Source organism: Ensifer canadensis (assembly GCF_017488845.2).
GTDB classification, from domain to species: domain Bacteria; phylum Pseudomonadota; class Alphaproteobacteria; order Rhizobiales; family Rhizobiaceae; genus Ensifer; species Ensifer canadensis.
On the sequence record NZ_CP083370.1, the window covers coordinates 2,304,614 to 2,317,423 of the forward strand.

A 12,810-nucleotide genomic window follows, 5' to 3' on the forward strand; every position below is an offset into this window, starting at 1 on the left:
ACATTGACCGCCAGCGGCGGCGCTTCGCGCCCTGCGGCGACAGAAAGGAATTATGATGATCCTCAAAGCCCGGCATGCTCTTGCATCCGTCGCGCTCCTCGCGCTGACAGCCTCCCCCGTTCTCGCGCAAGCGCCGGCATGCGGCGGCGATCTTGGCGCCTTCCTGCAAGGCGTCAAGGCGGAGGCGGTCGCCAAGGGCGTTCCGGCCGACGTCGTCGACCGTGCGCTCGCCGGTGCCGCCATCGACCAGAAAGTGCTGAGCCGCGACCGCGCCCAGGGCGTGTTCAAGCAGACCTTCACCGAATTCTCCAAACGCACCGTCAGCAAGTCGCGGCTCGATATCGGCGCGCAGAAGATGAAGGAATATGCCGACGTCTTCGCCCGTGCCGAAAAGGAATACGGCGTGCCGGCCCCCGTCATCACCGCCTTCTGGGCGATGGAGACGGACTTCGGCGCCGTTCAGGGCGACTTTAACACCCGCAATGCGCTGGTGACCCTTGCCCATGACTGCCGCCGGCCGGAAATGTTCCGCCCGCAGCTCATCGCCGCCATCGAGATGGTTCAGCACGGCGACCTCGACCCGGCAACGACGACAGGCGCCTGGGCCGGCGAAATCGGCCAGGTGCAGATGCTGCCCGAAGATATCATCGCCTATGGCGTCGATGGCGATCGCGACGGCCACGTCAATCTCAAGAAGAGCTCGCCGGACGCAATCCTGACCGCCGCAAAGTTCATCCAGAGCCTTGGCTTCAAGGCCGGCCAGCCGGCGATCCAGGAAGTCAGCGTTCCCGAGCAGTTGCCTTGGGAAAAGACCGGCCTGCAGCCGGGCATGAAGGCGAGCGACTGGTTCGCGCTCGGCGTCAAGCCGCGCAACGGTGACACCGCCTTCGGCAATCTCGAAGCCTCTCTGGTGCTGCCGCAGGGCCGCAAGGGCGTCGCCTTCCTCACCTACCCCAACTTCAACGTCTATCTCGAGTGGAACCAGTCGTTCATCTACACGACTTCGGCTGCCTATTTCGCGACCCGCCTTGGCGGCGCCCCGACCTATGAGGGCGGCAATCCGGAACCGGGCCTCGACGACACCGGCATGAAGGCGCTGCAGGCCAAGCTGCAGACCCTTGGCCACGACGTCGGCAAGGTCGACGGCATCCTCGGCTCGGGCACCCGCGCAGCATTGCAGAAGGAACAGCTGCGTCTCGGCCGTCCCGCCGACGGCTGGGCAACCCTGGAACTGCTGAACTCGCTGTAAACGCGATCTTCCGGCCGGATTTTGGCCGGGCGACCATTCGTCTGTCCGCTTCGATCGAAACCGGCCGAAGTGGACAGACGTTCTCCCTTATCGAACGATCCTACAGCGCCGCGCGTCTTATTGGACGCGCAAAGGTCGCTGTCGCACTTTGAATTGCTGCATGTCTTTGTCCTTAAATCGAATAGGATTTAAGGAAACATGCAGTAGACATCGATGCTTGGCGCTTTCGCGCACCGCGGATGGCAAGAAGTGGGTGGTGCACTTCAACGCGCCGCGCTAGATCTGTGTGACGCCTTTTCATGCAGCCTTTCAGACGCCGGAGGCATGCAGCGGAGAAAGCGCCCAATTCGATTGCGCATCCCGACTGGTCGATTTGACCGACAGCGGCCGCGCAGAAAGCGCGAGCAGACCCATGAACGCACTAGGACAGACCGGCAGCCAGCAGATGACGATGCGGACCTGGGCGCTTCTCGCCCTGCTTGGGCTCATCTGGGGCGGATCGTTCTTCTTTGCCCGTGTCGCCGTCGCGCACGTGCCGCCGTTCACCCTGGTGTTCCTGAGGCTCGGCCTCGCCGCCCTGGCGCTGCATCTCTACATCCGCAGGCGTTTCGGCATCTATCAGGCGCTCGCCAGCCGCTGGCGCGAATTCCTGCTGATGGGCCTGATCAACAACGCCATCCCACATGCCTTCATCTTTCTCGGGCAAACCCAGATCGGCGCCGGCTTGGCGGCGATCCTGAATGCAACCACGCCGGTCTGGACCGTGATCATCGCCAACATGGCGACCGACGACGAGAAACTCAGCTCCGCCAAGATCGGCGGCTGTTTGCTCGGCCTCGCCGGCACCATCGTGCTCATCGGGCCAAGCGCCATCGCCGGGCTTTTCGGCAACGCCAGCAGCGTGCCGCTCTGGGCGCTGATGCTGCCGGTGCTTGCCGCCGTCAGCTATGGCCTGGCGGCAACCTATGGCAAGCGCTTTCGCGGCCTTGCCCCGCCGGTCACCGCGGCCGGCCAGTTGACCGCCTCGACGCTGATGATGCTGCCGGTCGCAGCCCTCGTCGATACGCCCTGGGCCCTGCCGATGCCGCCGCTTGACGCGACGCTTGCCATCCTGGCGCTGGCGCTCGTCTCCACCGCCTATGGCTACATCCTGTTCTTCCGCATCATGGGCGAAGCCGGCGCCACCAACGCCTCGCTGGTCACGCTTCTCGTCCCGCCAAGCGCAATCCTGCTCGGCTATCTCTTTCTGGGTGAGACGCTGCAGCCAGCGGATGTGGGCGGTATGGCGCTGATTGCCGCCGGCCTTGCCGTTTTGGACGGCAGGATCTTGCGGATGAAGCGCGCCGCATAAGAGGAATCGAACAAGCCGGATACGGCAGAAAGCGTGCCCTTTAGAAGCACTCACGCACGGTTACAAGCGTTTACATTAACCTTCCGGCAGTGATTGTGAAAAAAATGTGGCGGCATAAAATGCGATTTAATTTCAAAACATTAGCCCTGTTGACAAGGCAATTGTGATCACGCGTTTTCGCACTGCAGCACAAGTTTCCCTTTCAAGCGCCGTTAATTCGCCCTATGTTTTAACCGTCAGCGCAAGGAGGGTCTTCGATGGGACTTACACATTCGTTGAATGTCCTCATGATTAGTGCAGCGTTCGTATTCGTGGCCACAATGCTCTTCATCTGAAGTCAGGCCGCTGAGAGTCCAAACCGAAATAGGGACTTTAATTTTCCGGAAATCCAATTTGCGGCAGAAATTTTTGGGCTAGATCGACAAGAGCAATCTGCCCCGACGCTGCAGGAAAAAAGAAAGCGCATGAAGGACACCTTCATGCGCTTTCGCTTTTTCGGATTGTTTTGCGTTCTACGCCGCCGCACCGGCAAACGCCTTCAGCGAGATATCCTCGCCCCGCGACGCCTCGTCCGCACGCTCGAACCCGACGAGATCGCAGACGGCCGTGATCAGCGGCGAACGGTTCATCGTATAGAGGTGGAAGTCCCTGACGCCGCGGCGGGCAAGATCGACGATCTGCTCGGCAGCAATATGCGTCGCCTCCTTGAAGCGCTCGGCCGGCTGGCCTTCCAGATGCGAAAGGCGGGTGACGATCACCTCCGGCACGCTGGCGCCGCAAAGACCGGCGAACTTCTGCACCTGACCGAGATTGTTGATCGGCAGGATGCCGGGCACGATCGGGATCTCGATGCCGGTCCGGCGGACGCGCTCGAGGTAGCGCTCGAAATCGTCGTTGTCGAAGAAGAACTGGGTAAGCGCCCGCGTCGCGCCCGCATCCACCTTGCGCTTCAGCATGTCGATGTCAGCCGCCACATCAGGGCTTTCCGGGTGCTTTTCCGGATAGGACGACACAGAGATTTCGACGTCACCACGATCGCGAAGCGCCCGCACGAGGTCGGAGCTGCTCTCGTAACCACCGGGAAAGGGCTGATAGGTGCTGCCGATGCCGCCCTGCGGATCGCCGCGCAATGCGACGAAGTGCCGAACGCCGAAAGCGAGAAATTCGTCGATAACAGTGTCCACCTCGGCCTTCGGCGCGCCGACGCAGGTCAGGTGCGCGGCCGTGTTGGCAAAGCCCTTCTCCTCGATCATCCGTCTGACTGTTGTCAGAGACCGCGCCTTGGTCGAACCGCCGGCCCCATAGGTGACAGTGACGAAGGCGGGACAAAAGACCGAGAGATCTTCCGCAGTCTGAAAGAGCTGTGCTTCCATCTCGTCGGTCTTGGGGGGGAAATATTCGAAGGAAAGCCGCAGATTGCCGCGCTCGGCGGGATAAAGCGTCTGTGCCGTCATTCTCAAATTCCCCCTGCTTGCATGCGCTGATGTGGCGCTTCGCTCTCCTCGACGGCCCGCTGATCGCGCGCAAGCCAGATCGTCACCGTCAGTTTTCCTCCGTCCGTGCCTTCCGGCGACAGATCGGTCGTCTTTTCCAGGGCGAGCCCGGCCTTTGCCAGCCAGTCGGTCATCGCCTGATGCGAGAAGCCAAGCCGCGCATGGGCATGCTCGTCGCGTAAGTGCTCCAGCCCGTGCGGCGCAAAATCGATGATCACCAACCGCCCGCCCGGCGTCAGCATGCGTGCCGCCTCAGCGATCGCCGCTTCCGGCTGATCGAGGAAATGCAGCACCTGGTGGATGGTGACGAGATCGAAGAACTGGCCATCAAGCGGCAAGTTGAAGATATCGCCGTGGCGGATCGACGCCTTGGTGATGCCGGCGCGGTCGAGATTGGAGCGGGCAACGGCCAGCATGTCGCGACTGGCATCGATGCCGATGCCGCGCCGATAGAGCCCTTCGAACAGTTGCAGGATGCGCCCTGTGCCGGTGCCAAGATCCAGCAGGCTCTCGACCGGCTCGTCGCCAACCATGTCGCGCAGTGCCGTCTCCACATCCCGCTCGCTGACATGCAGGCGCCGAAGCTCGTCCCAGCCGGCCGCGTTGCGGCTGAAATAGGCCTGCGCCTTTTCGGCCCGCGCTTTCTTCAAGGTGACGAGCCGGGATGCATCGCGCGACAGAACTGCGTCGTCGCCGGTGGCGGATGCAAGCATCGCCCTGACCAGCGACACGCGGGCGCCCTCCTGGCGAAGGCGGAAATAGGCCCAGGCGCCTTCCTGATAGCGGTCGACGAGTTCGACCTCGGCCAGGAGCTTCAGGTGCCTCGAAATGCGGGGCTGCGATTGTCCGAGAATTTCGGTAAGATCAGTGACGGTGAGATCCCCAGCGGCAAGCAGCGCGAGAAGGCGCATGCGGGTCGGCTCACCCGCAGCCTTCAGCACATCCACCAGCGCGTCGAGACCAAGCTCTCTCTGATCCGCCATATCATTCCCCATCAACACATAAAGATATGTTTATGTGATTTGCGGATGTAGCGCAAGCGGATTTGCGCGAAGAGACCAAACTATGCCGCTCCAGGAACAGGATTTTCCACCGTTTCGACACGCAAACGGGCGAAGCTTGCGCTCCGCCCGTTGACGATGCCTTTGCGGCGTGGCGTGCCACTGACCCTGCCCTGCGCTCTCCGCCTCGCGGCCCGCTCCCGCCCTTGACCGCGGATGCCCACAGTCTCAACGCAGCGCAATGTGGACGACGCATCCAAAGAAGCGGTTTCAACGAGAGGGCCAGCGGCAAGGGTCACGCACCGCAGCGTCCATGACGCATTCTATGGAATGGTTGGCGGGAGAGCGTATCGCCCGAACCAGCCATCGGTTCGGGATACGACATATGAAAGCAGGCGGCTGAGACTGGCGCGAAACGAGACGGGGCAGGATGCCGCAACGTCAAAGCTGTGGCATGCCTTCTCCCTTAAATCGTTTCCGAGCCAGGGCTGAAAGCACGTCACCCAAAGGTGCGCTGCGGTTTTGCGATAACGAAATGTGCAAAACCAGAGCTTACGGCGCAGCAAGCGAATCCTGGAAATCGCTACGCTTTGAGCGGGGCGCACGTCGCGCAAGCCGAGGCTCACGCGACGTGCCAGAGTGTTAGCGCGTCAGGCGCTTGTAGGTGACGCGCTTCGGGTTGACCGAATCCGGGCCGAGGCGACGGATCTTGTCCTTCTCGTAGTCTTCGAAGTTGCCTTCGAACCATTCGACCTGGCTGTCTCCTTCGAAGGAGAGGATGTGGGTCGCCAGACGGTCGAGGAACATGCGATCGTGGCTGATGATAACGGCGCAACCGGCGAAGTTTTCCAGCGCGATTTCAAGTGCCGCCAGCGTCTCGGTGTCGAGGTCGTTGGTCGGTTCGTCGAGCAGCAGCACGTTGCCGCCGTTCTTCAGCATCTTGGCGAGGTGAACGCGGTTGCGCTGACCACCCGAAAGATTGCCGACCTTCTGCTGCTGGTCGCCGCCCTTGAAGTTGAAGGTCGAGCAATAGGCGCGCGAGTTCATCTCGTATTTGCCGAGCTTGATGACTTCGGCACCACCGGAGATTTCTTCCCAGACGGTCTTGTTGCCGTCGAGCGCGTCGCGGCTCTGGTCGACATAGCCGAGGTGCACGGTTTCGCCGATACGGATCGAGCCGCTGTCGGGCTGTTCCTGGCCGGTGATCATGCGGAAGAGCGTCGTCTTACCGGCACCGTTCGGGCCGATGATGCCGACGATGCCGCCCGGCGGCAGCTTCAGCGACAGGCCGTCGATGAGTAGGCGGTCGCCGTACCCCTTGGTGACGCCGTCCATTTCAATGACCACCTGGCCGAGACGCTCGCCGACCGGGATGATGATCTGCGCGTCGCCCGGACGCTGGTTTTCAGCGGCGTTGACCAGTTCGTCGTAGGAGCGGATACGCGCCTTGGACTTGGCCTGACGGGCCTTCGGGCTGGATGCGATCCATTCCTGCTCGCGGGCGATCGCCTTCTGGCGGGAAGCCTCTTCGCGGCCTTCCTGCTGCATGCGCTTGGCCTTGGCGATGAGGTAGGCCGAATAGTTGCCCTCGTAGGGAATGCTGCGGCCGCGGTCGAGTTCGAGGATCCAGCCGGTGACGTTGTCGAGGAAGTAGCGGTCGTGGGTGATCATCAGCACGGCGCCGGGATATTCGCGCAGGTGCTTTTCGAGCCAGGCGATCGTCTCGGCGTCGAGGTGGTTGGTCGGTTCGTCGAGCAGCAGCAGGTCCGGCTGCGACAGAAGCAGCTTGCAGAGCGCAATACGGCGCTTTTCACCGCCCGAAAGACTTGTGACGTCTGCATCACCCGGCGGGCAGCGCAGCGCTTCCATGGCCATTTCGACCTGGCTCTCGAGATCCCACAGGTTCTGGCTGTCGATGATGTCCTGAAGCTTTGCGCCCTCTTCCGCCGTCTCGTCGGAATAGTTCATCATCAGCTCGTTGTAGCGCTCGACGATCGCCGTCTTGGCGGCAACGCCTTCCATGGCGTTTTCGAGCACGGTCTTGGTCGGGTCGAGCTGCGGCTCCTGCGGCAGGTAGCCGATGGTCGCACCTTCGGCGATCCAGGCCTCGCCGGTATATTCCTTGTCGAGGCCGGCCATGATGCGCAGCACCGTCGACTTACCGGCACCATTCGGGCCGAGGATACCGATCTTCGCGTCCGGATAGAACGACAGATGAACGTTCTCCAGGACCTTCTTCGCGCCATAGGCCTTATTGAGCCCGGCCATATGATAGATGAACTGACGTGCCATAAAAGAATGCTCCGCATGGGAAGGAAATTTGCCCGCTATGTAGGCGAATTAGTGCAAAGGGGCAATCGCCAAAGGCGTTTGCCCCCGCCTATCCCATGCCGGAGCGCCTTGTCAGCCGCTATCCGCGGCCTGCCGCGTCAGCAATGCCCTTGGCACATTTGAACTCCGTCGGCCCCGCCGCCTGGATCAGCGGCGCGAGGCTGGATTTGCCCGAAACGTCTCCCGTCAAGCCGATCGTCAGGCCGGTGATGACGCTGCGTCCCGCGACCGTCTGGCAGCGCATGCGCACCCGGTCGCCGGCCCCTGCGCCGAAGCTCTGGTCGAAAGCCTGCTTGATCGCCTTCTCATCGAGTTCCGAGCCGATACGCGCCCGAAAGAGCGCGCCGACGGCGGACCGGTTGAGCTCGTCGAGCATATGCAGTTGCGTGGCGAAATAGTCGTCGACCGGTGCCGTCTGGCAGGTGCCGCTGCGCAACCATTGGTGACGATCGAGGCCGGATTGAACGCCCGGCATGGCGACCAGCAGCCGCGCCGCCGTATCATCGGCCATGGCGAGCTTCGGCAGATCGAGCCAGTCGCCCTTGCGGTCCTGGGTGCGCATCTCGGCCGCCACCCCGCAATAGCTCTTGCGCAAGGGCCAGAGCCCGTGCAGCGACAGGTTCGTGGCATCGAAACGTTCGGCCGTCTGGTTGGCGAATTCCTTGCGTTGCGGCCGCGTCTCGCAGAAGCCCGGCTGCCAGCTGACGGCAAGCACATATTCCGTGCGGCCCGAGGCGCCTTCCGCCGCGGCATCAACCTTCTCTTGCGCCAAGGCAAACGAGGATGGAGCAAGCAGCATTGCCAGCGCCATCGCAACAATTGTCATTGGACTTGATACCGCTTTACTCCAACATGCCATGACACTCTCCCGATAAAACAAAACGGGAACAAATATCGCTCAAAACGGGAAAATTGCAACTGTTAATTACAGGTCCGCGAAATCGCTTGTGACCTCATGCGTAACGATCAACAAGCAGCGATTGCCTTTCCCCTGTAAATCGATTTGATATCGGCAGAGTCTGACGATTGGTCCGGGAGAAGGCATGTTCGGGCAGGTGAGGACGCATCAGAGCCCGACAGGCGCTATCTTGAACTGGCGCCATTTTCCGGCAGCTGCCGACGCGCGTGGCATTCTTCTTGTCAGCCATGGCCTTGCCGAACATTCCGGCCGCTATGCCCGTTTTGCCGAGGCGATGGCCGGCCACGGCTTTCACGTCTATGCCCACGACCATCGCGGACATGGCGCGACGCGCGCGCCGGATGCGCCGCTGGCCATGTTCTCGAACAGCTCAGGTCTCGACAAGGTGTTTGCCGACATCAGGGCCATGCGCGCGCTCGCCACCGCCGCCCATCCGGGCGGCCTGCCGGTCATCCTCTTCGGTCACTCGATGGGCGGGCTGATCGCGCTCAACGCCGCCGAGACCGATCCAGGTCTCTACGATGCACTCGCCGTCTGGAACTCGAATTTCCGCCCTGGTATCGCCGGGCGCGGCGGCCAGTTGATCCTGAAGATCGAAAAGGCGCTCAAGGGCTCGGATGTGCCGAGCCCGCTGTTGTCGAAGCTCACTTTTGGCGCCTGGGGTCAGGCGATCAAGGATCGCAAGACCGATTCCGACTGGCTGTCGCGCGACGAGGCGGAGGTGGCCAAATATATCGCCGATCCGCTGTGCGGCTTCGACGCGACGGTGTCGCTCTGGCTGGATCTGATGCGGCTCGCCTTTGCCGGCGCACGGGCCGACCGGCTGGCGCGCCTGCCCGCCGGCCTGCCTGTTCATCTCGTCGGCGGCAGCGCCGATCCCTCGACCGAAAACGGCGGTGCCGTCCGCTGGCTCGGCGAGCGCATGAAGGCGCGCGGAATGACGGATGTATCGGTAACGATCCATGAGGGCATGCGCCACGAGACGCTCAACGAAATCGGCCGTGAGAAGGCAACAGCGGAGTTTGCGGCCTGGTGCCAATCGGCCGTCGGCAAATCTTCTGTCGGCCATTCTGTTGCCGCCAAGGCTGTGGCCGGCAAGAGGACCTGACCCGACATCATCATGGCAGACATGTCCCTCCCCAAGACCTCCAACGCCAATGACCGCATCTCCTTCGGCCTGACGCTGATGGTCCTTTCGGTGCTGTTGTCGCCGCTGATCGACATCTTCGCCAAGCTCGCGATCTCGACAGTACCGTCGGCACAGATCACCGCCGTGCGCTTCATCCTGCAGGTCGTCTTCATCCTGCCGATCGTGCTCGTGCGCGGCAGCCTGTTCGACCTCACCTGGCGCAAGACCGGGCTGCACGCGCTGCGCGGCGGCCTGCTTGTCGTCACCATGCTGTCCTTCATCACCACGCTGAAGGTAATGGAGGTGGCCGACGCCATCGCCATCTTCTTCGTCGAGCCGATCATCCTCACCATCCTCGGCAGCATCTTCCTCAAGGAGACGATCGGCTGGCGGCGCTACACCGCCTGTGCCGTCGGTTTCCTCGGCGCGCTCCTTGTCATCCAGCCAAGCATGCAGGAGGTGGGCCTGATCGCGCTGCTGCCGATCGTCGCCGCCTTCGGCCTGGCGGTGTTCCTGCTGGTGACGCGCATGGTGGCGCAGAATGAGGACCCGTGGTCGATGCAGTTCCATGCCGGCATCTGGGGCGGTCTCTTCTGTCTCGTACTGCTCTGGCTCGGCGAAGGCAGCGGATCTGGTATCTTCGACCCGGTCTGGCCCGAGGGCAACACCTGGTTCTATCTGCTCGGCGTCGGCGTCACCGCCACTATCTCCGGCGTGCTTGGGGTCTATGCCTATCGCTCCGCCCCCGCCTCGGTGCTGGCGCCGCTGCAATATCTCGAAATCGTCTCGGCGACGATCTTCGGCTGGCTCGTCTTCGGCGACCTGCCCGACGCGCTGAAATGGCTGGGCATTTCCATCATCATCGGCTCCGGCCTCTACATCATCTGGCGGGAACGCCGGGTCGACAAGACCGCGAGCATCGCTCCGGTTTCGCCGGCGATCTGAAAACAAGTGATCTGAAAACAAAAGAATGACTATCGGGAGGAAAGCATGAAAACTGGAGGTCAGCTCGTCGTCGACGCGCTCGTCGCCAATGGCGTCAAACGCATCGCCTGCGTACCGGGGGAAAGCTATCTGGCGGTGCTGGATGCGCTCTACGACACCGACATCGATGTCGTCGTCTGCCGCCAGGAGGGGGGCGCTGCAATGATGGCCGATGCCTGGGGGCGGCTCAGCGGCGAGCCCGGCATCTGCATGGTAACGCGCGGCCCCGGCGCCACCAATGCGTCGGCCGGCCTGCATGTGGCCCGGCAGGATTCGATCCCGATGATCCTGTTCATCGGCCAGGTCCAGAGCGAGGCTCGCGAGCGCGAAGCCTTCCAGGAGATCGAATATCGCCGCGCCTTCACCGAGGTCGCGAAATGGGTCGGCGAGATCGACGATCCCGCCCGCATTCCCGAATTCGTCACCCGCGCCTTCGCGGTCGCGACCTCAGGCCGGCCGGGCCCGGTCGTGCTGACGCTTCCCGAGGACATGCTTACGCGCAGCGCCGAGGCGCCAGCGGCAAAGCCCTACCAGCCGGTCGAGGGCCATCCGGGTCCGTCCCAGATCAAGCAGCTCGGCGCGCTGCTCGAAGGCGCCAAGCGCCCGATCGCCATCCTCGGCGGCACGCGCTGGACGGCTGACAGCGTCGCCGAATTCCAGCGCTTTGCCGAGCGCTGGAGCCTGCCTGTCGGCTGCTCCTTCCGCCGCCAGATGCTGTTCGACCACCTGCACCCCAACTATGCCGGCGATGTCGGCATCGGCATCAACCCGGCGCTGGCAAAAGAGATCAAGGAAGCTGATCTGGTGCTTCTGGTCGGAGGGCGCTTCTCCGAAATGCCGTCGTCCGGCTATACGCTGATGGATGCGCCCTATCCGCGCCAGACGCTTGTCCATGTCCACCCCGATGCATCCGAACTCGGCCGCGTCTATCGGCCGGAACTGCCGATCGCCGCCAGCCCCCGCGATTTCGTCACAGCACTCGAAGGGCTCGCGCCAGCGGCCGAGCCGGTGTGGTCGGCACGCACCAGGGCGATGCATGAAGGTTACCTCAAGTGGTCGACACCGCCGGAAACCGGCCCCGGCGACGTGCGCATGGGCCCGATCATGAACTGGATCGAGGCGAACACACCGGAAGACACCATCTTCACCAACGGCGCCGGCAACTACGCCACCTGGGTGCATCGCTTCCACCGCTTCCGCAGATACGCAACACAGGCAGCCCCCGCCTCCGGCTCCATGGGTTACGGCCTGCCGGCAGCCGTTGCCGCCAAGCATCTGCACCCGGATCGCGAAGTCATCTGCTTTGCCGGCGACGGCTGTTTCCTGATGCACGGTCAGGAATTCGCAACTGCCGTGCGTTACCGCCTGCCGATCATCACTGTGGTTGTCAACAACGGCATCTACGGCACGATCCGCATGCACCAGGAGCGGGATTATCCCGGCCGCGTCAGCGCCACGGACCTGACCAATCCTGACTTTGCCGCCCTTGCCCGCGCCTATGGCGGCCACGGCGAGACGGTGGAAAAGACTGAGGAGTTTGCCGATGCATTCCTGCGCGCCCGCGCCAGCGGCAAGCCGGCGATCATCGAGATCAAGCTCGATCCGGAAGCCATCACCCCGACGCGCACGCTGAGCGAAATAAGGAAAGGCTGAGCGGAACGGGCAGGTTTTCCTTCGAGCACGCTTCAATCACGGCGCCGACGCGCCGTGGCTGGATTCCTGTGACAAGCACAGGAATGAGGGCATGGAACTGTTGCGGCCAACCGAGCCCGTTTCCGACGTGATCGCACATCTCCGCAAACGCGGCATGCGCGCTGCGACACCTCCTAGCGCTCCCTCATTCCTGTGCTTGTCACAGGAATCCAGCTGCGTCGTGTCGACGACGCAGGGAGGTGGCGTCCTCCTCTATACTGAGTTGCCGCTTCTTGCTTATTCCAGCCACTCCGTCGCAAACGCACCGGTCACATGCAGGTCGGTGGTTTCCAGGCGCCCAGGTCCGAGGTTTTCGAACTTGTGCGGCACGTTGGCCGGCGCCACGACGATCTGCCCGGCTTCTGCCTCGATCTTGCGATCGCCGACGGTAAACAGCGCGCGGCCGGTGCGGATGATGAAGGTCTCGGGATAGGGATGACGGTGCAGCTTCGGCCCGCCGCCAACCTTGTCGGTGGTATAAAACATCACCGAAACGTCGGCGCCATAGGAGCCGCCCTGGAACTCGCCCTGCCAGACATCGGGCTTTTCAGCCCACTGCTCGCGTTCGATCAAATGTATTCCCGTCATGCCATATCCTCCGCCGTTCGTGTATCCGAACCGCGGTCGAGCCGGCGCGTCAGGTGCGCATTCCCTGGGGCAT

Annotated in this window: 10 protein-coding genes; 5 read left to right on the forward strand and 5 right to left on the reverse strand. The window is 62.7% G+C overall.

Annotated features, from left to right (window positions below; all coding sequences use genetic code 11):
- Window positions 1–55 precede the first annotated feature (55 nt).
- On the forward strand, window positions 56–1,249 hold the full coding sequence (locus tag J3R84_RS11255; RefSeq protein WP_025427748.1) for a lytic murein transglycosylase: 1,194 nt from the start codon (window positions 56–58) through the stop codon (window positions 1,247–1,249).
- 412 nt (window positions 1,250–1,661) lie between these two features.
- Window positions 1,662–2,600, forward strand: coding sequence for a DMT family transporter (locus J3R84_RS11260; RefSeq protein ID WP_025427749.1), 939 nt, complete (start codon window positions 1,662–1,664; stop codon window positions 2,598–2,600).
- A gap of 512 nt (window positions 2,601–3,112) precedes the next feature.
- On the opposite strand, the gene metF is transcribed toward J3R84_RS11260, so the two are convergent.
- From metF to J3R84_RS11280, 4 genes are all read right to left on the reverse strand, one after another.
- Window positions 3,113–4,054, reverse strand: a complete 942-nt coding sequence (gene metF, locus J3R84_RS11265; protein ID WP_025427750.1) for a methylenetetrahydrofolate reductase [NAD(P)H] — start codon at window positions 4,052–4,054, stop codon at window positions 3,113–3,115.
- 2 nt (window positions 4,055–4,056) lie between these two features.
- Window positions 4,057–5,076 carry an ArsR/SmtB family transcription factor gene (locus J3R84_RS11270; RefSeq protein ID WP_057211113.1) on the reverse strand — a complete coding sequence of 340 codons (1,020 nt, stop codon included), beginning with the start codon at window positions 5,074–5,076 and terminating at the stop codon, window positions 4,057–4,059.
- A gap of 660 nt (window positions 5,077–5,736) precedes the next feature.
- Window positions 5,737–7,386: an energy-dependent translational throttle protein EttA gene (ettA, locus tag J3R84_RS11275; RefSeq protein ID WP_025427752.1), complete on the reverse strand. Its 1,650-nt coding sequence runs from the start codon at window positions 7,384–7,386 to the stop codon at window positions 5,737–5,739.
- 118 nt (window positions 7,387–7,504) lie between these two features.
- Window positions 7,505–8,251: a ribonuclease T2 gene (locus tag J3R84_RS11280; RefSeq protein ID WP_081788876.1), complete on the reverse strand. Its 747-nt coding sequence runs from the start codon at window positions 8,249–8,251 to the stop codon at window positions 7,505–7,507.
- Between the two features lie 217 nt (window positions 8,252–8,468).
- Here J3R84_RS11280 and J3R84_RS11285 point away from each other — a divergent pair, with 217 nt between their 5' ends.
- Genes J3R84_RS11285 through J3R84_RS11295 form a run of 3 tightly spaced genes read left to right on the forward strand, consistent with a single transcriptional unit; the run spans window position 8,469 to window position 12,110 of the window.
- A complete protein-coding gene (locus tag J3R84_RS11285; RefSeq protein ID WP_203528240.1) occupies window positions 8,469–9,452 on the forward strand; it encodes an alpha/beta fold hydrolase in 984 nt (327 codons plus the stop codon).
- A 12-nt stretch (window positions 9,453–9,464) separates the two neighbouring features.
- Window positions 9,465–10,418, forward strand: a complete 954-nt coding sequence (locus J3R84_RS11290; RefSeq protein WP_025427755.1) for a DMT family transporter — start codon at window positions 9,465–9,467, stop codon at window positions 10,416–10,418.
- Window positions 10,419–10,463: 45 nt separating this feature from the next.
- Window positions 10,464–12,110, forward strand: coding sequence for a thiamine pyrophosphate-binding protein (locus tag J3R84_RS11295; protein WP_025427756.1), 1,647 nt, complete (start codon window positions 10,464–10,466; stop codon window positions 12,108–12,110).
- A gap of 276 nt (window positions 12,111–12,386) precedes the next feature.
- Here the strand turns inward: J3R84_RS11295 and J3R84_RS11300 are convergent, their stop codons facing one another.
- Window positions 12,387–12,737 (reverse strand): cupin domain-containing protein, encoded by a 351-nt coding sequence (locus J3R84_RS11300; protein ID WP_025427757.1) that lies wholly within the window; start codon window positions 12,735–12,737, stop codon window positions 12,387–12,389.
- Window positions 12,738–12,810: the final 73 nt, after the last annotated feature.

What these genes read in the sequence shown, in the direction of transcription:
- J3R84_RS11255 (WP_025427748.1), top strand. Translation starts at nt 56, where the DNA reads ATGATCCTCAAAGCCCGGCATGCTCTTGCATCCGTCGCGCTCCTCGCG.
- J3R84_RS11260 (WP_025427749.1), top strand. Translation starts at nt 1,662, where the DNA reads ATGAACGCACTAGGACAGACCGGCAGCCAGCAGATGACGATGCGGACC.
- metF (WP_025427750.1), bottom strand. Translation starts at nt 4,054, where the DNA reads ATGACGGCACAGACGCTTTATCCCGCCGAGCGCGGCAATCTGCGGCTT.
- J3R84_RS11270 (WP_057211113.1), bottom strand. Translation starts at nt 5,076, where the DNA reads ATGGCGGATCAGAGAGAGCTTGGTCTCGACGCGCTGGTGGATGTGCTG.
- ettA (WP_025427752.1), bottom strand. Translation starts at nt 7,386, where the DNA reads ATGGCACGTCAGTTCATCTATCATATGGCCGGGCTCAATAAGGCCTAT.
- J3R84_RS11280 (WP_081788876.1), bottom strand. Translation starts at nt 8,251, where the DNA reads ATGACAATTGTTGCGATGGCGCTGGCAATGCTGCTTGCTCCATCCTCG.
- J3R84_RS11285 (WP_203528240.1), top strand. Translation starts at nt 8,469, where the DNA reads ATGTTCGGGCAGGTGAGGACGCATCAGAGCCCGACAGGCGCTATCTTG.
- J3R84_RS11290 (WP_025427755.1), top strand. Translation starts at nt 9,465, where the DNA reads ATGGCAGACATGTCCCTCCCCAAGACCTCCAACGCCAATGACCGCATC.
- J3R84_RS11295 (WP_025427756.1), top strand. Translation starts at nt 10,464, where the DNA reads ATGAAAACTGGAGGTCAGCTCGTCGTCGACGCGCTCGTCGCCAATGGC.
- J3R84_RS11300 (WP_025427757.1), bottom strand. Translation starts at nt 12,737, where the DNA reads ATGACGGGAATACATTTGATCGAACGCGAGCAGTGGGCTGAAAAGCCC.